Genomic DNA, 18,720 nt, shown 5'->3' on the forward strand with positions numbered 1-18,720 from the left:
AGGGGCGCCTTTAATGAATCAGCGGGCTCAGGGAAGTTCTAAACAAAAGTAAAACCTTTGACATAACACAACCCTCAAGGAGTTTTCATCATGCGGAAAAACACGCTGTTGTTGGCTTTGACTCTGCTGCCTTCACTGCTCTTTGCCCAGGCCATCAAGTTTGAGTTCTCCAACATCCGGTTCAAGTCCGGCTCGGCGGTGATAGAAACCGCCACCCTGTCTGCCCTGGATACTCTGGGCCAGTTCCTGATGCGCTCCGGGGCCAGGGTGGAAGTGGCCGGACACACGGACAACGTGGGCGATAAAAGGAAAAACCAGAAGCTTTCCCAGCAGCGGGCTCAATCGGTCTGCAATTACCTGACCACCAAACACCGGATAGCGCCGTCCCAATTGACAGCCAAGGGCTACGGCGACCTGATCCCGCTGATGCCCAACCTGACCGATGAATACCGGGCCAAAAACCGCCGGGTGGAAATAACGGTGCTCTCCAAGATCCGCACCGCCAGGCTATCCTATCTCCAGGGCAATGTATTTACCCGCAAACAAGGGATCAGCAGATTCCAGCCGGCCAGCCTGGGCCAGGTGCTGACCATCCTGGATGAAGTGGTAACCGATTCCACCGGCCGGGCCGAGGTAACGTTTGACAACGGTTCCCGGGTGAGGGTGAATCCCGGGTCGGACCTGGTGATTGAAGAACAGTCTTGGGAGACAGGGAACAAAAAGGCCCAGATAGGCCTGAACTTGATCGCCGGAAAAGCCTACGCCAGGATCAGCAAGCTGGGGGACAAAAAAGAAAGCTTTACGCTGGCGACGCCAACTGCGGTATCCGGGAAGGGCACCGAATTTGTAGTGGAATCAAAACCTGACCGGACCGCTCTGTTATCGGTGTGGGAGGACAATGTCCTGTGGCGGGGGCGGGCCGCCAATTCGATCGACAAATCTATCGCAGCCGCCCAGGGGAGCCGCTGCCTGTCAGGCCAGCATCCGGAACTGGCGGAAAACCTGCCCAAGCCGCCCATGCCTAAAGCCCCGGCGGCCAACGACACGTTCTTCTATAATCCCGACAAGCCCAAAAACATAAAGTTTACCTGGAGCCGGAGCGAAGGGGTCAAAACTCATCTGATCGTGGCCCGGGATTATGAGCTGAGGGAGGTGGTGGCCGACATCATCACCGAAAAAGAATCTTTCAGTCTTAAGCCGGGAAAGACCGACGACGTATTTTACTGGATGCTGACGGCCCTGGATGAAATCGGACTGGAAGGACAGCCCTGGCCAACCCGTACCTTAAGGCTGGTCCGGAAGGTCGAAGGGCCGAGATTGCGGATCGGGCGTCCCAAGATGGGAGAGAATGTAAAACAGCTTAAGCTGCTGGTGGATGGTTCCACCGACCTTAAAGCCGAATTAACCATCAACGGCAAGCCCGCCTTGCTTTCGGCCGCCGGGGATTTCAGCGAACTGATACTGCTGAAGGCAGGTGAGAATGTGATCACCGTGGCCGCCACCGACCAGGCCGGAAATGAAAGCACCTCCAGCCTCAAAATATTCTGCGCCCCCACGCCCGTGGTTGATGCTTCGCTGACCATTGGGGCAATAAAGCTTATGGGAGGCGAGGCGGACGCGGCCTCTCTGGGGTTATCGGGCACAGCCAGGCTGATCTACAATCTTAACCAGTACTGGGGGCTGGGAGTGGCCGGCGGTTATGGGCAGTCGGGGGTTGAGGCCGATGATTGGGAGCCTAGATCGGCAGATTTTACCACCACTGCTGTTCCGGCGTCAGCCATTGGCCGTTTCACGATCCTGCCCGAGGCCAAGATGTCTCCTTATGTTACCTTTGAGGCCGGTGCGGTGTTCTGGCAAAACAAGTTGTCGGGTGTGACCCAAACCAGCGGAACAGCTTTATTCGGAGCACTGGGATCGGGAGTAAGGTTTACCGTAAACGAAAGGGTAAGCATTTTAGCCGACGTGTCAGCCGGGTACATGATGGCGGACACAGTCAATGCCGGTTCGATAGACAAGAACAATCTTATCATCAGGGGCGGAGCGGGAGTGATGTTGGGGTTTTAACCGGCAGGCAAGAACCATGCTAAAATTGAACTGCGAAAAAAGTCCGCACCATAACAGTTTGATTTGAAAGCAAGAAAAAGAGGCCTCCTTTTAGGACGGCCTCTTTTTTATTTATTATAGCTGTGGTTTCATTCTTGGGATTGTCTGCCTGATTCCAGGGTCTCCAAAATTGTCCAAGACACAGCTTCCCTTTGTTTTCTGGGGGAAATCGTCCCGTCCCGGCAGGAAAACTAAAATTCAATTATTATTCCGGCGGTCAGATTGAGCCCATACTGGTAGATCGGCTTTCGCTTTCCGTCCCAGGTGTACTGGTATTCCCAGATGTTGGGGTAGTTGGTGAGGTTGTCGATCTCAAAGTAAGACACCAGCCCCACCCTGTCCCAGAACCAGCGGCGCTGGGCGTGGAAATCCACCCGATTGTATGGGTCGGAGCGTTCCGTGTTCAACTGCACCTGCTCGTCAATCTGCCAGAGCCTTAGCTCGGGGTGCATGATCATCGGGGTGTAGGGCCGCCCTCCCAGATAGCGCCAGCGGATGGAATACTCGGTCTCATCCCCCGGGAAAATGGGAATTACGGACAGGGGCAGGAACCACCATTTGTAACGCATGTCCACGTACCACAGTTTTTCCTTAAAGTCGTTGCGGTAGCCGGCGATGGCGGTAACGATGTTCCGGTAATCATAATCCCAGTCGTAGTAGGTGCCGGGATAACGGGGATCTTCCATCTGCGAAGTGGTGTAGGAGTAGCTCAGGGTTCCCCAGAAATTCTCCTTGACTTTCTTCTGCAGGAACAGCTCCACTCCCTGGGAATAGCCCCGGCCCTGGTTGACATAGACGTTGGACCGGTCCAAAGGATCGGATGTGGTCAGAACCCTCTGTATGGGGACATCGCGGAAGGTCTTGTAATAGGCCTCAACGGTGCCCTTGATGTCCTCGGCAAAAATATGTTCCAGCCCGGCCACAAACTGATCGTTGTATTTGCTCTTCAGCCTGCGGTTGGCGGTGTCTATGCCCAGCTGATACCAGTCGGGCGGCTGATAGCAGCGGCCGTAGGAAAAGTTAAGGGCGGTGTTTTCAAATACCTGGAAACTGGTTCCGATCCGGGGCGAAATGTCCATCTGGGAGGTATAGTCAACATAGTCGAAACGAAGACCGCTGCGCAGGGTGAAAAATGACACCGGTGTCCAGTTGTGCTGCAGATACCCGGCATAGCGCCAGGGCCAAGGATATTTATTGATTTTAAGGTTGTAAATATAGCTGGTTGTGCCTGTCACTGCTCCGGTAGCGGGATCATATATCAGCAGAGTATCCGGCTTAAGCCAGATATCGTTGTTTACTTGGGTGTTTCTGACGGCAAACCCCAACCCCAGTTCGTTCTTTTTGTCGGAAGAAAGGTAGAACCCCATGTCCATCTTAAAGGCGGTCTCGCCCTCGTCAGCATAGGCCCGGTAGGTTTCAATCCCGCTGGTGTCGGCCTCGGTCTGGGTCCAGTGGTTAAAGTTGCGGGAAATGGTGTGAATGGTATAGCCCTGAGGATAGACAGTATGGACGCTTGCGCCCACTGTGTATTGCCAGGAACTGTAGTTGACGGAATTCTGATAATCCTCCTTAAGCGCGTTCTCGATATCCAGCCGGTAATCATCCTTTCCGTAAAGGGCCAGCACTGTCACTTTCTGGTGCGGGTTTATATCGTAGGCAAATTTGCCCTGAAGGTTGGAATAATGGGGAATTCCGGTGATGCCGAAACGAGAGCGGATGAACGATGGATAACTTTTGTGATAGGAAAGCAGAAAAGAAGAGGAGGGAACAAAGGGTCCTTCCCAGGTAAGACCCAGTCCGGAGATGCCGCCCTCGGCCTTGAGTCGTTGTTCTTCGCGAACCCCGTCCCGGAGTTTGATATCCATTACCGAAGAAACCTTGTTGCCGTACTTGGCCGGAAAGGCCCCGGTGTAAAAATCCATCTGCCGGATGAAGTCGGTATTGATGATGCCTACCGCACCCCCGGAAGCCCCCTGCTTGGAAAAATGGTTGGGGTTGGGGATCTCGATATTGTCAACCAGGAAAAGATTTTCGCCGGCGTTCCCGCCCCGGACTATGATCTCGTTGTTCTGGTCGGCCACCGAGGCTACTGAAGGCAGCGCCTGCACCGCCCGTTGGACGTCGAAATATCCTCCGGGCTGGGCTGCGATCTCTTCAAAGTCCATTCGATGGGAAGAGGAGATGGCATCCTTAGTCTTTTCAAAAAAAGTGGATCGGACTACCATTCCGGACATGCTTAAAGGTTTTACCCCCATATCCACCTCCAGCGGAGTAGACATGACGGATCGTACCAGCACCCTGTTCTTTAGGATGACCTTGTAGCCCATCCGGCTGAACCTCAGATTATAATATCCGGAGGGAATATTGGGAATGTTAAAATTGCCGTTGCTGTCGCTGATGGCCCCAAGCGAGGTGTTGACCACCGTGACGGTGACTCCCATCACAGGCTCATGGTTGGCCTGGTCATAGATCTTGCCCTTGATGGAGCCGGGTAAGGCCAGGGCTCTTCCTCCCGCAAGCAGCAGGATTAGGACTAATCCAAATATCCGGAAGAATTTCATTGCTTCTCCTGTCATTAAATTACCTTTTAATATCTGACAACGGATGATATTCTTCAACCCAGCTTATTACGTAGGGGTTGCTTCCCCCGATGGCGTAAATATAACCATTATTCTCGGCCGCTCCCAAACCCATTCTGGAATTCAGCATGTCTCCTTTATAAATCCAAGCATTAAGGGCAGGATTGAGCATCTCTACCCTTCTTATAATAGTGCCGGTAGTTCCCCCCATGACATAAACGCATCCATTGGCCACAGCTGCAGCCCCGTCGCTGCGTGCCTTTAATAGGTATGGCTTGCGAAGCCACCGGTTGGTAGAGGGTTCAAAAGCGTGAACGGTGTTTAGGGGTACGCTAGGACTGCCTAACGTGCCGACAGTTCTTCCCCCGATCACATATATTTGATTGCCCAAAATAGTTGTGAAAAAAGAACTTCTAACGCCGACCATGTCGCGTTTAGGTTTCGGGTTCCAACGGCCGGTAAGGGGATCGTATTCCAAAACGGATTTTGTATAATACTCATATACTTCGCCGATGGCGGTAGCTCCCCCAAAGATATATATTTTATTATTGACTGTTCCTGCCCCCAGCCCAAAACGGTGTTTGTTCATGGTGTCTTTGACCGACCAGACATTAGAAACCGGATCGAAAACCTCTATTATATTGTACACATAATCTTCAGACCGGCCACCGAAAACGTATATGCTGCCATTCCATACAGCCGCTGCCGCCTGGGTTCTGGCTGTCGGCATAGGGGTCCTGCCTATCCAAACATCTGAAGCTGGATCGTACTCTTCTACCACCGCCAACACCCTGCCGGAAGCCTGCTGGCCGCCTATGGTGTATATCTTGCCGTTAACAGCGGCCGTGCAAAAGTTGTAACGGGCCGTAGGCATAGAGGCCTTTATAAACCAGGGGCTAGTCCTGGTGGTAAAGGCAGAGAGAGGGCCGGTGGCAATTGCTCCGTGGTTGTCCGAGGCCGCTACTTTCCAATAATAGTCAGTGCTATAGTCAAGGCAGCAAGCTTCAAAAGAGGTATCTGAGGTGGAGCCTTTTGCCGGCGGACTAGAGGTGCCGCCGACATATATTATATAGGACACGGTGTCGCTGATGCCATCCGGGTCGTTGCAGTTCCAGCGCAGATCCAGAGTGGGGTAAACGTTTGTTGTGCCGTCCAATGGCGAGACATATCCCGGAACGGTCGGGGCAGCATTGGCATGCGGCAAGGTGGCGAAGCGCCAGACCGGTCCCGAGGTGGTTACTCCCTTGTCGTCGGTGACATATAGTTTCCAATAGTAAGTGGTATTATAGCTTAGCCCGGTCATAAAATAGCTGGGAGAGGACAATCCAGAAACTATTTTAGCCTCTGGCGGATCAAGGGTGTCAAGATAGACCTCATAGGTCATAACATCGCCAGAGTTTGGGTCGGTGGCGGTCCAGCGCAGGGTGACATCAAGGGTGGTGTGGTCGATATTGGTGGCACTATCGGGGGGATAGGGGTTAAAGGGAGAATTGGGCGCGTTGTCTATCTCCTCCGGCTGGCGCTTTGTGCAGGAGAACAGACATGCACCAATAACAAAAGCTATAAGCAAAAGTGGCAAAGATCTATTCATTTAGTGCCTTTCTATTTATTCTGCAGATATTCTTGCGAAGGTCCTTTTTGCCAACATCTGCCGAACGATCACGGATCAAGACCGATCTGATATTCTTCGGTGATCAATACCGGGTAAGGGTCAACTCCGCCAACCACAAAGATACTATTGTTCAATGTGCCGCCGCCACAGCCGGACCGGGAATTCAGCATGTCCCCCCGCAAGGCCCAGGCATCCGTTGCCGGATCATATTTTTCAACCCGGCGCAAATATTCACCGTTATAGCCACCGATCAGATAAAAACAACCGTTAGCAACAATGCCCAGGCCTGCAGTACGAGGGCCGGAAAGTTCCATCCCGTAAGACCAACCTCCGGTTGAAGGATCAAAAATGTTAAGGGCATTGGAAAAAGTGTTATTCCACGGCTCGAAGCCCCCTGCAACATATATTTTTCCGGTTATCGCGCCCGACATGGTATTGATTCTGGCATAAGGGGGCCACACCACTATGCCCCGGGGCTTTTTCAATTTGATCCATCGGTTTGTCGCCGGGGTGTATACTTCTACAACTGCATAAATTCGGGAGATGGCAGGATAGAGGCCGCTGACGGCATAGATAAGGCCATTCACCGATTGGGCGGTAAGGCCGTACCTGGGCACGATCATTGGGCTTTTAGTGGTCCAGCTGTCGGTGGCCGGGTCATATACTTCGGTGGCCCCGACGATGGAGTCGGTGATGTTTTTCCCTCCTACGGCATAGATGAGACCATTGACCGTGGCGGCCGCCAGATTGTAACGGGGCGTAGGCATTGGATTCCTTATCGTCCAGCTGTTTAGCCCGGGATCATATTGCTGAACCGTTCCGGTGGCGGTGTTGTTTTCGTCGGTTCCTCCGATAACGAATATCTTATTGTTAGCGGTAGCTGTGGCAAACCCTTGCCGCGGCAGAGGCATTGGTTCTCGCAGAAACCAGGGGCTTTCGCGGGTGGTAAACCGGGCCAGCGGCCCGGCGCTTACCGCTCCGTGATTGTCGGTGGCGATCACCTGCCATCGGTAAAGGGTGCTGTAATCAAGGCAGCAGGCTAGGCAGCTAAAGCCCGGAGTGGATTTGATGAGCGAGGGGACAACGGTCGGACCGAGATATATGTCAAAATTCACAGTATCGCTTATCCCATTTGGTTCTGAACTGCTCCAGGCCAGCTGTAAGGTGGGGTAAGTGCCAATGGTATCATTTAACGGCTCCAGGTAAGTTGGAGTAACGGGTGCGGTATTGGCATGCGGCAAGGTGGTGAAACTCCAGACCGGTCCCGAGGTGGTTACGCTCTTGTCGTCGGTGATATATAGCTTCCAATAGTAAGTGGTATTATAGCTTAGCCCGGTCATGAAATGGCTCGGCGACGATAAGCCGGAAATCATCTGAGTTTCGGGTGGATTCAGGGTGTCAAAATATATGGCATAGGTCAGGACATCGCCGGAATTGGGGTCGGTGGCGGTCCAGCGTAAAGTAACATCCAGAGTGGTGTGGTCAACGTTTGTGGCGCAGTCCGGCGGGTAAGGGTTGAACGGAGAGTCGGGCGCGTAATCTATCTCCTCCGGCTTGCGTTTGGTGCAGGAGAGCAACGCCAGAGCCAGCCCGGCCAGAAGAACCGCAAAACAATATTTTCGCAACATTGTACAACCTCCGAGGTTTTATTTGTTAAGACTGTCTTTCCAACGCTGCTCAAATTCATCAACGCTTATTCCATAAGTTTCCCTGAAGGCCGGGGCGAAACCGGAACCCTGCTGTATTTTGGAAAAAAGCAAACGGACGAAGGCCCAGTCGTACTGGCTGGTCAAATAATAGGCGGCCGAGAGACTGGCCTTGTAGGCCTGCAGGGCCTGGTCTGGCTCCAATCCGGTAAAGGGCTTTTGCAGTTCCTGCAGGGGGAGATAAACCTGCGCCTTTGGCACCAGGCCTTCTAGCAGCATGGCCAGGCCCTCATTCAGCCAGGCGGGACATCGTCCGCCGGTCATGTCGTAGATGGCGGCGTGGGTGAATTCATGGGTCAGCACATTCTTAAGCAGCTGCCGGTCGTTCTGGTAATTGGCCACCGGGATCCGAATCCGGCCGTCGAAGGCGGCGCCGGCCCAGGAGGCCAGATGAGTGATGTCCCGGAACTGCTGGTCGCTGTAGAGGATGACGCTGGTGTTGCCCCGGATGCGGTGACCCAGCTCGCTGCCCACCCGGTCCCGTATCTCCTCCAGCAGCATCAGCACCTGGCCGGACACTTCACGGTTCTCCGCCCCCTCGAACCGGATCTCAAAATAACCGCTGCGGTCCTGCTCAAAGCCCTGCTCGGTCTGGTTCTCCCTGGTTAACTGGGCTAGGCGCTGGACGATGTCCGCGTTGTTGGGCAGGGCGCGGTTGGCCGTTTCCAGCAGGCAGATGGCCGAATCGTTCCGGTTGTCCAGGCAAAAGGCCTGGGCATTAAGATAATATATGACGGAGCTGATAAGAGAATCCTGCCTGGCGGCGGCCCCCAGTTCCAGCACTTTTTGGAAATCGCCCTGGCGGTAGTTCAAGACCATCTCATTGCCGTATACCGTGGCCAGATTGGCCCGGATCCCGGAGTCTCCCGGTGCCAGGCCCAGGGCCTGTTTCAAGAGTCTGGCCGCCTGCGCAAACTCTCCTTTTTGGGAAAGTGCCACCGCCCGGTTGGAAAGCTCCACCGCCTGTTCCCGCCGGGCCGTCTGTTCCAATTTCAACCGGTGTTTTTGGTAAGCCTTGAACAGGAACATTGCGGCGGCGGCAACCAGCAAAACTGCGGCCACCCGGAATACAAATTTCATAGAATGATCCGTATTAGTTTTTTATCGACAGCCCGAAGGACTGCCCAGTCCCAACAGTAAGGGAGGCGGTGGTCTGCCGGGCAATTAAAAGGATCACCGGCCGGCAAATATTTTTATCCTGGTCTTCTTGTCGATAGCCTTCCACTGGCCGGTCTTAAGGTCCCCCAGGGAATAATTGCCGATCTTCACCCGGATCAGACGCAGGGTGGGATGACCCACCGCCGCGGTCATCTTGCGCACCTGGCGGTTCTTCCCCTCGGTCAAGGTGATCTCCAGCCAGCAGTCGGGGATGTTCTTCCGGACCCTGATGGGCGGGATGCGGGCGGGGATCTCCGGCTGGGGGGACAGGATCATCACCGAGCAGGGCAGGGTTTCCTGCTGCTCGACAACGATTCCGGCCTGGAGTATTTTTAGGGCCTGGTCCGAAGGGATGTTCTCCACCTGGGCCCAGTAGGTGCGGGAGTGTCCGCGCTCGGGGTTCAGTAAAAGAGCGTTAAGTTCCGGCTCATCGGACAAAAACAGCAGACCCTCGGAGTCGGCGTCCAGCCGGCCCAGGGAGTAGATGTTCTTGGGAAAGCGGAAATCGGCCAGGGTCGTGTTTTTGGAGCCGTCGGCAGTGAACTGCGACAGCACTCCGTAGGGCTTGTTGAAGGCTATGAGCATGTTTAAGGGGTAATCTTTCTGATCCCCTTCCCCATAGAGAGAAAAGAAGAGGTCAAGTAATTTAGGGCCAGGGAAGGCCCGGTTCCGTCATTTGAATTTTAAGATGCCGTAATTCTGGGTGAGGTAATCCCAGTTGTATGTCCAAAAAACTAGTTGATTCTTGGATTGCTGCTTGCGCCGGAGGTTCATCCGAAGCTGGCTGTCTTTGCCAAGTTTCGCCAAGCCGATGTCCTTTAACGGCAGCTTCATTTCCATGATCCATTCATTATCCTTGCGGGCGCACTGAATCTGGTAATTGCCGTTCCAACCCTCATTTTTTACGTCGCGGACGTTGTCCACCATCTGGTCCCAGATTGTGCCCATCGGGTTGACATAGATCTGGTAAACGGTGTCCTTGCCGGGCGCCAGGAAAAAGCCGACATAATCGTCCCTGTTGACCGGCTGGTCACGGACGGTCATGGTTGCTTTGATCCTGGCCATGGCCGTGTCGCGGCATACCGCCGCCACATAAAGGTATTCGGCATCGTGCAGGAAATAGAACTTTGTGGAATCAGTTTGAGCGGGGTCGGTATAGGCTTGGCAGAACTCCACCGCCTTGGCCGCCCCCCACCATTCACTGCCGTCTATGTTGCCGTCGATCTCCGGGGCCTTCTTGGTCTTGGGACATTCGATTATCTTGGCAATTTCCGGGGCGTATTTTTCTATGTTGAAAAACTTGTCCCGGCCGAAAGGATAGGATACTTTCATCAGGGGCAGGGGATATAAAATACCAGAGCCTTTGAATTTAAAGGATTTTTTCAAGGTATCTCCCGGGGCGATCTCCACTTCGGTCTCCGGATCAAGGGCTTGCCAATTCTTGCCTATTTCCCAAAGCACTTTGGTCTTGATGTTCTTGTCGGTCATATTGAACAGTTTCAGGTCCGCTTGGAATTCCTTGGGGGTTTTCCCTTCAAGAAATGAAGGTCCCCGTAATTCAACGGCCGGCCAGATCCCATTATAGGCAAAAATCTCTTCCTTAAGGTTGACCCAGTCCGGATCAAAGGTGTTCCCGGCCCGCACCAGCGCCGGGCTGGCTTTCCCGTCCTTGACGGTGACCCAAAGATACTGGTAAAAGACAGCCAGGCTGGGATTCTCTGACGGTCCGATCTCCGAACCGGAGCTGCCCATCACCACGTAGCGGATGCCGTCGTAAACTTCGGAAGCATATTGATGCCAGTGCCCGGTAAACACTGCGGTCACCTTGTATTTCTTAAAAAGGTCATGCAGCCGGTCAGGTTTGCCGGCCCCTATTCCAGCAGCCCAGAGGGGCTTGTGCATAAAGACGTAGATCCCCGCCTTGTTCTTGAGGGCTTTTAGGTCCTTCTCCAGCCATTTGAACTGGGCTTCATCCAGCCTGTCGGCGGTTTCCACCAGGGAATTATCCATTATGATAAAATGGCTGTTCTGGTGGTCAACGGAGTAGTAGGGATTGCGGCCGGTCTTTTTAATGAAAAGGTTGCGGACATCGGGGGTAGTAATGTCATGGTTGCCGGGGGTGAGATACACCGGGCAGGAAAGCAGTTTGAGCGCCGGCAGGGTCTGGTCCCAGTCCCTGACCGTTCCGGCCGAATCCTTGTAGCCCTCGATCAGATCGCCCACCGTCACCACAAAATCGGGACGCATCCGCTCAATATCCTTAAGCACCATTTCAAAGGCTTTTTGGTTGGGAGTGTTGGTGCGGTCTCCCAGCACCACAAACCGGAAATTGTCCCGGGGTGGTTCGGCAAAGGTTGTCTTCGCTTTTTTGGCAGCCCAACCAGCCTGGCTCAGGACCGTTGCGAGGAGCAAAAGGAACAGCAGGGATCTTTTCATAATGCCTCCGATGGAGTTTTAGGTGGTAATTATTTCTCGGTGAAGACGCAATTCGTCCTTATTCTAAAGCATTAGAGACTTAAATCCGTTCTCCGGTTTCATCTTTTTTGCCGGAAAACATATCAATAGGAAGGAAAATGCCCTCATGAAAATTAGCCCAAAAAGGTAAGCCCCCAAAGGGCTGACCAAAGATGGCAGTCTGGGGGTCTTAATGTTTTACCGATGATCTTTTATGGCAGGCCGGGGCAATATTCGACAGACAGGCGCAAATCAGGCAGATCTCGCCGTTGGTAATGATGGTCTCCAGCATGCCGGAGTTCATGGCAGCGTCCAAGGCATAAATGAAGCCCAAGGTAAAGCCGTTGAAGATCTGTTTTAAAGGCATAATGTATTTTGATAACAGGCCATCAACTATTATATGAACAATTTATGTTACTACAATTAACAAGCGTATGCAAGATAAAAATAAAAAAAGCCGGAAATAATTTTTCCGGCTTTTTCTGGCATTAAGTTAGATCGCAATATTGGCCACAAATCTGGTCGTTCCCATCGTATGCAAAACATACCGCACTACGCGGTCCATGCCTCGCGACAGGGTTCAAAAGATCAGCCCTTCTCGGCCAGGAACACTCCTGCGATCACCACCGCCGCCCCGATGGCGAATCTCAAAGTGATGGGCTCGCTCAAAAAGGCCCAACCCAGCAATGCGGCTATTATCGGCTGAAGGTTGGAAAAAACCGAAACTTTGGTGGCCTCCAGCTTGGAAAGTCCCCAGGACCAGACCAGGTATCCCAGCACCGAGGTCATCAGCGCCAGGTACAAAAGCGACAGTACGCCGGTCCTGGTTATCTGGCCGTAGTCCTGCCGGATCACCGCGGGCAGGCCAAAGGGAACGAACATCAGCGCGCCCAGGCCCAGGGCGTACCCGGTGACCACCAGCGGGGGATACTTCTTCAACAGCTTTTTGCTGATGATGGTGTAAACCGCCCAGGTGATGACGGCCACGATCAGCAGCAGGTCGCCCTTGATGGTCCGGGCCGACAGGTGAATTCCCTGGTCGAACAGCACCAGGATGATGCCCAGAAATCCCAGGGCTATCCCGGTGATCTTAAGCGCGGTGGGCCGCTCGCCCAGGAACAGTGATGACAGCAGCAGCACCATGATGGGCGTGGCGGCGTACATCAGGGCGCCGTGGGCGGCAAAGGTGTATTTCATCCCATACAGGAAAAGCCCCTGGTTCAAGGGCACGGCCAGAAAGGCCAGCAGCAGAAAGGTCTTCCGGTCCTCCTTTGCCGGCAGGATAAATTTTTTCTGCCACAGCAAAAGCCCGGCGAACACCGCCCCGGCCAGCAGGAAGCGGTAGACGCCCAGGGATAACGGCGAGAATTCCCGCAGGGCGAACTTGGCCATCATGTAGGTGGCGCTGATCACGACCTGGGTCAGGATCAGGACAGTGAATATTTGTTTTTTGGAAAAGTTGTTCATCTATCAGTTATTCTTTTGCCACAAAGACACTAAGGCACAAAGATTACCATTCACAAGTTACAATGCACGATGTAGCTTGGTGTCTTTGTGCCATGGTGGCGAGGTGCATCTTGTGTCTTGACGAAATCATTATAATATAGTATGCTATTGGTGTCAAGGAAAACCTGGGATGACCGGACCGGGGCTCATCCGGGAAAGACAGGATTTACATGATTTTCCACAATAACCTTCAGAGTATTCAGATGAACCGGGAAACAGCCGAAAAGGAAATAAAAAAACTGCGGGCCGAGATAGCCGGGCACGACCACCGCTACTATGCGCTGGACGATCCCTCCATTTCCGATCGCGAGTACGATGCCCTGATGCAGCGGCTGAAGGGGCTGGAGCGGGAATTTCCGGAACTGGTCACCACAGACTCGCCCACCCAAAGGGTGGCCGGCCAGCCCCTGCAGTCCTTTAAGACCGTGAACCATCAGACGCAGATGCTTTCGCTGGACAACACCTATTCAGCCGACGAGCTGAGAGAGTTCGACGCCCGGGTGGCCAAGATCCTGGAGGGGCAAAAATACGAATACGTGGCCGAGCTGAAGATAGACGGGTTGGCGGTGTCTTTGCAGTACCGGAATGGCAGGTTACATCAGGGCGCCACCCGGGGCGACGGGACCAAGGGCGACGACGTCACCGCCAACATAAAGACCATCAAAGCCATTCCGCTCGCTTTATCACCCAAAGCCGCCGGACTGCAGGAAGTGGAGGCCCGGGGCGAGGTCTATATGCCGCGCCAGGAGTTCTTACGCATTAACCGGGAGAAGGAGGAAGCGGGCGAAGCGCCCTTTGCCAACCCCCGCAATGCCGCCGCCGGAACCCTTAAGCTTCTTGATCCCCAGGCTGTGTCCCGGCGCCGCCTTTCCGTCTTCATCTACGGGGTGGGGCAGGCGCCGGCGGCGCTGCAAGACCACTACTCCACCCTGGAAGCCCTCAAACAGGCGGGGTTCAAGGTCAACCCTTTCATCAAACTTTGTCCGGACATCCAGAGCGTGATCGATTACTGTGACCAGTGGGAGAACAAGCGGGACGAGCTGGATTACGAGACCGACGGGATGGTGGTCAAGGTCAATTCCTTTGCCCAGCAGAAAGCCTTAAGCGCCACCGCCCACAGTCCCCGCTGGGCCATGGCCTACAAGTTCCCGGCCCGGCAAGCCACCACAGTGCTTAAGGATGTGGAGTTCAGCGTGGGCCGAACCGGGGTGGTGACGCCGGTGGCCATCCTTGAACCGGTGCTGCTGTCGGGCTCAACCGTGGCCCGGGCCTCGATGCACAACGAGGACGAGCTGGTGAAAAAGGACATTCACTACGGGGACACGGTCTTTGTGGAAAAGGCCGGGGAGATCATTCCCCAGATAATCAAGGTAGTCCTGGAAAAGAGGCCGTCCCATGCCAAACCGGTGAAGATGCCCAAGAATTGCCCCTCCTGCGGCGAGCCGCTTACCCGCAATCCGGAAGAGGCGGCCTGGCGCTGTCTCAATGTCTCCTGCCCGGCCCAGGTAAAGGGGCGGATAGAGCATTTTGCCTCGCGCTCCTGCATGGACATCGATGGCCTGGGCACGGCAATGGTGGAAGCGCTGGTCAACGGCGGGCTGATCAATGATTATGGGGATATCTACTCCCTCCGCGGCGAGCAGCTGATGAAGCTGGAGCGGATGGGAAAGAAGTCGGCCGAGAACCTTTTGGAGGGGATCGAAAAAAGCAAGAACAATCCCTTCTGGAAGGCGGTAATGGCTTTGGGAATTGACAATGTGGGTGCCCAGGCGGCCCGGCTGCTGGCCCAGAGATACCGGTCGTTGGATAACTTGCAGAAAGCCACCTGCGAGGACATCTCCAATATCTACGGCCTGGGCGGCGCGGTGGGAAGTTCGGTGGAGAATTTCTTTGCCAATAGGAAGAACCGGCAGGTCCTGGATAAACTTAAGAAGGCCGGGGTCAACCTGGAGTCGGCCGATGGGGCAGAAGTTCCCCAGACCTTCGCCGGTATGACCGTGGTCTTGACGGGATCGTTGCAGAACTACACCCGGGAGCAGGCCACCGAGCTGATCGTCAGCCGGGGCGGGCAGGTGACAGCCTCGGTATCCAAGAAGACATCCATGGTGCTGGCCGGCAGCGAACCGGGGTCCAAACTGGACAAGGCCAAAACGCTGGGGGTGAGGGTGGTCGATGAGACGGAATTTGAAAACCTGCTGAAGTCAAGTTAAGGTGGTCAAAAGATACCAGATAAACGCCGGGATACTCAACCCGGAAAGCCCCCAAAAGTGCAGGTTTATAAAGGACGGGGCCCTGATATTCAATGAAGACGGGCATATCCTGTACTGCGGACAGCGCCAGCAGGCGCCAATGCTGGGCGCAGCAATAATAAAGGTCCCACCCGGCGCCTTCATCATCCCGGGCTTGATAGACTGCCACACCCACCTTTCCCAGTACTATGTGCGGGGCCGCAGCGGCGACACCCTGTTGGGCTGGCTAAAGAACCACATTTTTCCGGCCGAGCGCAAGTGCAAGGACCCCAAACACGCCGCCCTGGTCTCTAAAAAATTCTACCAACGGCTGTTGTCCAACGGGATCACCTGCGCCGCGCTGTACACCAATTACGGGGCCGGGGTCCGGGCGGCATTTGAGCAGGCCGAAAGGGCGGGGGTCAGGGCAATCATCGGGTACACCCTGATGGACCGAAACGTGCCCAAAGAACTTAAGCAAGACCCTGAAACCGCAATGGAAGAATGCCGGAGGCTTTATGAAAGATATCATAAGGCATCCGGCCGTTTGTTTTTTTCGATCAACCCCAGGTTCGCGCCATCCTGCAGTCCAAAACTGCTGAAGGCGGCGGGCGATTTCGCCAATAAATACGATGTTCACATCCAGACCCATATTTCGGAGAACCTACAGGAACTGGCCGAGGTAAAAAGACTTTTCCCAAAAACCAAGAGCTATGCCGAGGTCTACGACCGGGCCGGCCTTTTGACCCCCCGGACGCTCCTGGCTCATGGTATTCATCTTTCCCGGAGCGAGAGACTGCTGGTCCAAAAGCGGGGCTGCGCAATGGTGCATTGCCCGTCCTCCAACCTGTTCCTGCATTCGGGCAGGTTTCCGGTGGAGCAGTGGGAGGATTATCCCCGGCTGGCTTTGGGCAGCGATGTGGGGGCCGGGCCGTCCTTCTCCATGTTCGACGTGATGCGCGACGCCTATTACATTAACATCATGCCTTTGGCCCAGCTGTTCTATCTGGCAACATTGGGCGGTGCCAAAACTTTGGGACTAGAGAAAAACATCGGCAGCCTGAAGGCAGGCAAGCAGGCCGACTTTTCGGTGATAAGGATGTCGGACATGCAGGCTCCCGGTTCCGAAGAGTTGTTGTATGACCTGATCTTTAAATGGGACCAGCGGGAGATAGTGCAGGTCTTTGTGGCCGGGCGGAGGGTTTGGCCCAAAACTGTCCAGTAATAGATTGATCAGGCATTACCAGCGAGGACAATAAATAAGGCGGGAGAGCAAAGCTCTCCCGCCTTATTTGATGCGCCATAGACGCAATATTATTTTGATCCAAAACTGTGCTGGGTGGCCCAGCTTTCGGCCAGCAAGGTGTAATAGCCCCTGGTGGTGTCTGACATGGCGTAGAACACATAACGAACCACTTCGGTGCTATTTAGGGAGAGAGAGCCTGTGCCGGAACCATCAACAGTAAAGCGGTAGTCGCCGGTTAATGTGCCCAGTTCATAGCCGCTGCCGGTGTAACAGGGCCAATTGCTGCAGGTAAGAGTATAATGTCCCTGATAATCGTTGGCGGCGATGCTGACGCTGTCGAAGGTAAATGACCAGGTGAAATCGTAGCTGGCCGGTGAATATACTCCCCAGGTCCAGAATCCCTTGATATGCAAGGCGTCATAGTCATGCATAACCTTGCCATGATACTCAAAGTAGGCGGTGGATGTATCGCTATATGTCCAGTACCACTCCACGGTATCTGGAGCTACGACCGTCGGGCTGAATTTGATCTTCCACAGCCAAGAATAGTTGGTTGTGTCGCTGCCGGCGCTGTCGGGGTAGATGATCCCGGAGGTGTTCCAATACAAGTAATACCATCCGCTGCCATCGGGCCCCCACCAATAAGTGCTATCATAGTCTGCCTTGCCGGAGGTTTTCTTAAATCCGGAAAGATAACCGCTGAAATCACTGATGCCGGCATCGCAGGCCGTGGCCATGCCTTCCCCGGCGCTGGCGGCATAGGTTTGCTGGGTAACGGCGGGGTCCGCTGTTGGCGGGGGCGTCTCGGTCGGGGTGTCCTTGCTGCAACCGAAGGCCGCCAGAGCGATCATAACCAAGGCCAAATACAGTTTGATCTGTTTCATCCGTAGCTCCTTTTATTGAATTAGTGGTTCGTTATCATTACATGCTAAAAATATACTATATTTTTAATTACAAGTCAAGCAGTCCCTGCAATTGTTTTTTGTCTAAATATTTCGGCCGGCCCAGGGCTTGTGCCAAAAAGGATATTTTGGCCAGGTGCTCCACCCGCTCCATTCTTTGCAAGGCTTCCTCCAAACTCCGGCCCAGGGCCAAAACCCCGTGGTTGGCCAAAAGCAGGGCCTGATGTTCTTTGATCAATGGCGCCATTGACCGGGGCACTTCTTCCGTGGAGGGCGTGGCATACCGGGCCAGGGGAACTGGGCCAACGGTCAGAACCACCTCCGGCAGCAGGGGAGCCTTTAAGTCCAGCCCGGCGGCGGCAAAGGCGGTGGCAAAGGGCGGGTGGGCGTGGACCATGGCCTTGACGTCCGGCCGCATCTTGTAGGCATAAAGGTGCATTTTGATCTCCGAAGAGGGTTTCCCCCGTCCCGCCAGCACCTTTCCCTCCAGGTCGGTCACCAGCAGCTGGGATTCACGAATGTCCCCCTTGCGCAGCATGGAAGGGGTGATCAGGATCCTCTGGCCATCCAGCCGGGCCGAGACGTTGCCGTCGGTGGCGGGCACGAAGCCCAGGGTGTCCAGCTTATGGCAAACGCGGATGATCTCTTTTCGAGGTTCAATCATCAATGGTCCTTTCTTAACTTATCAGGAAGCCATGAATGCAGGAATAATTTCATGATCTCCTGGCTTCCTTATAAAAAGCTCCGGTCATTCGGATTCTTTGCCGTGCTGCAGCTGGTAGAGGTTGTAGTAGACCCCGCGCTTCTTCAGCAGTTCCTGGTGGGTGCCCACTTCCTTGATCTGTCCCTTGTGCAGGACGTAGATCCGGTCCACGTGCTTGATGGTGGAGAGCCGGTGGGCGATGACTATGGAGGTGCGGCCCCGCATCAAAATATCCAGGGCGTCCTGGATCAGCTTCTCGGTGGCCGAATCGATGTTGGCGGTGGCCTCGTCCAGCACCAGCACCGGCGGGTCAAAGGCCAGGGCCCGGGCAAAGGACAGCAGCTGACGCTCCCCGGAAGAAAGGGTCACCCCCCGCTCCTTGACCTCCTGGTCGTATTTCTGCGGCAGCCGTTCGATGAAGGTGTCGGCGTGGACCTGGCGGGCGATCTCCCTCACCTTTTCATCGGACAGATCCTTGTTCAGCCGGATGTTGCCCTTGATGTCCCCGGAGAACAGGAACACG

The 18,720-nt window shown here is 54.5% G+C and carries 14 protein-coding genes; 3 read left to right on the forward strand and 11 right to left on the reverse strand.

Translation table 11 applies throughout. The features are described from left to right. Nucleotides 1-90 precede the first annotated feature (90 nt). Nucleotides 91-2,064, forward strand: coding sequence for an OmpA family protein (locus Q7U71_05765; protein MDO9391263.1), 1,974 nt, complete (start codon nucleotides 91-93; stop codon nucleotides 2,062-2,064). A gap of 230 nt (nucleotides 2,065-2,294) precedes the next feature. On the opposite strand, the gene Q7U71_05770 is transcribed toward Q7U71_05765, so the two are convergent. The 8 genes from Q7U71_05770 to Q7U71_05805 form a co-directional block, all read right to left on the reverse strand. Continuing rightward, a complete protein-coding gene (locus Q7U71_05770) occupies nucleotides 2,295-4,664 on the reverse strand; it encodes a TonB-dependent receptor (protein ID MDO9391264.1) in 2,370 nt (789 codons plus the stop codon). A gap of 19 nt (nucleotides 4,665-4,683) precedes the next feature. After that, the gene (locus Q7U71_05775; GenBank protein ID MDO9391265.1) at nucleotides 4,684-6,273 is read right to left on the reverse strand and encodes a kelch repeat-containing protein; all 1,590 of its coding nucleotides are present in this window, start codon (nucleotides 6,271-6,273) and stop codon (nucleotides 4,684-4,686) included. Between the two features lie 68 nt (nucleotides 6,274-6,341). Beyond that, on the reverse strand, nucleotides 6,342-7,922 hold the full coding sequence (locus Q7U71_05780; GenBank protein ID MDO9391266.1) for a kelch repeat-containing protein: 1,581 nt from the start codon (nucleotides 7,920-7,922) through the stop codon (nucleotides 6,342-6,344). An 18-nt stretch (nucleotides 7,923-7,940) separates the two neighbouring features. Then, nucleotides 7,941-9,080 carry a hypothetical protein gene (locus Q7U71_05785; protein MDO9391267.1) on the reverse strand — a complete coding sequence of 380 codons (1,140 nt, stop codon included), beginning with the start codon at nucleotides 9,078-9,080 and terminating at the stop codon, nucleotides 7,941-7,943. A gap of 93 nt (nucleotides 9,081-9,173) precedes the next feature. After that, nucleotides 9,174-9,743, reverse strand: a complete 570-nt coding sequence (locus Q7U71_05790) for a pseudouridine synthase (GenBank protein ID MDO9391268.1) — start codon at nucleotides 9,741-9,743, stop codon at nucleotides 9,174-9,176. 87 nt (nucleotides 9,744-9,830) lie between these two features. Continuing rightward, nucleotides 9,831-11,594 (reverse strand): metallophosphoesterase, encoded by a 1,764-nt coding sequence (locus Q7U71_05795; GenBank protein ID MDO9391269.1) that lies wholly within the window; start codon nucleotides 11,592-11,594, stop codon nucleotides 9,831-9,833. 208 nt (nucleotides 11,595-11,802) lie between these two features. Then, entirely contained in the window at nucleotides 11,803-11,979 is a 177-nt protein-coding gene (locus tag Q7U71_05800; protein ID MDO9391270.1) for a hypothetical protein, read from the reverse strand. Between the two features lie 221 nt (nucleotides 11,980-12,200). After that, nucleotides 12,201-13,079, reverse strand: a complete 879-nt coding sequence (locus tag Q7U71_05805; protein MDO9391271.1) for a DMT family transporter — start codon at nucleotides 13,077-13,079, stop codon at nucleotides 12,201-12,203. Nucleotides 13,080-13,321: 242 nt separating this feature from the next. Between Q7U71_05805 and ligA the strand changes: the two genes are divergently transcribed. Further along, complete coding sequence (ligA, locus tag Q7U71_05810; GenBank protein ID MDO9391272.1) at nucleotides 13,322-15,328, forward strand: NAD-dependent DNA ligase LigA; 2,007 nt, start codon at nucleotides 13,322-13,324, stop codon at nucleotides 15,326-15,328. 1 nt (nucleotide 15,329) lies between these two features. After that, nucleotides 15,330-16,571 carry a guanine deaminase gene (locus Q7U71_05815; protein MDO9391273.1) on the forward strand — a complete coding sequence of 414 codons (1,242 nt, stop codon included), beginning with the start codon at nucleotides 15,330-15,332 and terminating at the stop codon, nucleotides 16,569-16,571. A gap of 89 nt (nucleotides 16,572-16,660) precedes the next feature. On the opposite strand, the gene Q7U71_05820 is transcribed toward Q7U71_05815, so the two are convergent. The 3 genes from Q7U71_05820 to Q7U71_05830 form a co-directional block, all read right to left on the reverse strand. Continuing rightward, on the reverse strand, nucleotides 16,661-17,476 hold the full coding sequence (locus Q7U71_05820) for a hypothetical protein (protein MDO9391274.1): 816 nt from the start codon (nucleotides 17,474-17,476) through the stop codon (nucleotides 16,661-16,663). A gap of 67 nt (nucleotides 17,477-17,543) precedes the next feature. Continuing rightward, nucleotides 17,544-18,158 carry a class II aldolase/adducin family protein gene (locus Q7U71_05825; protein MDO9391275.1) on the reverse strand — a complete coding sequence of 205 codons (615 nt, stop codon included), beginning with the start codon at nucleotides 18,156-18,158 and terminating at the stop codon, nucleotides 17,544-17,546. 84 nt (nucleotides 18,159-18,242) lie between these two features. Beyond that, nucleotides 18,243-18,720 (reverse strand): ATP-binding cassette domain-containing protein (locus tag Q7U71_05830; protein ID MDO9391276.1); only part of this gene is annotated, 478 nt, incomplete at its 5' end.

Source organism: bacterium, from assembly GCA_030655055.1.
Classification (GTDB): Bacteria; Edwardsbacteria; AC1; order AC1; family EtOH8; genus UBA5202.

What these genes read in the sequence shown, in the direction of transcription:
- ligA (MDO9391272.1), top strand. Translation starts at nt 13,322, where the DNA reads ATGAACCGGGAAACAGCCGAAAAGGAAATAAAAAAACTGCGGGCCGAG.
- Q7U71_05805 (MDO9391271.1), bottom strand. Translation starts at nt 13,079, where the DNA reads ATGAACAACTTTTCCAAAAAACAAATATTCACTGTCCTGATCCTGACC.
- Q7U71_05765 (MDO9391263.1), top strand. Translation starts at nt 91, where the DNA reads ATGCGGAAAAACACGCTGTTGTTGGCTTTGACTCTGCTGCCTTCACTG.
- Q7U71_05790 (MDO9391268.1), bottom strand. Translation starts at nt 9,743, where the DNA reads ATGCTCATAGCCTTCAACAAGCCCTACGGAGTGCTGTCGCAGTTCACT.
- Q7U71_05770 (MDO9391264.1), bottom strand. Translation starts at nt 4,664, where the DNA reads ATGAAATTCTTCCGGATATTTGGATTAGTCCTAATCCTGCTGCTTGCG.
- Q7U71_05800 (MDO9391270.1), bottom strand. Translation starts at nt 11,979, where the DNA reads ATGCCTTTAAAACAGATCTTCAACGGCTTTACCTTGGGCTTCATTTAT.
- Q7U71_05820 (MDO9391274.1), bottom strand. Translation starts at nt 17,476, where the DNA reads ATGAAACAGATCAAACTGTATTTGGCCTTGGTTATGATCGCTCTGGCG.
- Q7U71_05775 (MDO9391265.1), bottom strand. Translation starts at nt 6,273, where the DNA reads ATGAATAGATCTTTGCCACTTTTGCTTATAGCTTTTGTTATTGGTGCA.
- Q7U71_05780 (MDO9391266.1), bottom strand. Translation starts at nt 7,922, where the DNA reads ATGTTGCGAAAATATTGTTTTGCGGTTCTTCTGGCCGGGCTGGCTCTG.
- Q7U71_05825 (MDO9391275.1), bottom strand. Translation starts at nt 18,158, where the DNA reads ATGATTGAACCTCGAAAAGAGATCATCCGCGTTTGCCATAAGCTGGAC.
- Q7U71_05795 (MDO9391269.1), bottom strand. Translation starts at nt 11,594, where the DNA reads ATGAAAAGATCCCTGCTGTTCCTTTTGCTCCTCGCAACGGTCCTGAGC.
- Q7U71_05785 (MDO9391267.1), bottom strand. Translation starts at nt 9,080, where the DNA reads ATGAAATTTGTATTCCGGGTGGCCGCAGTTTTGCTGGTTGCCGCCGCC.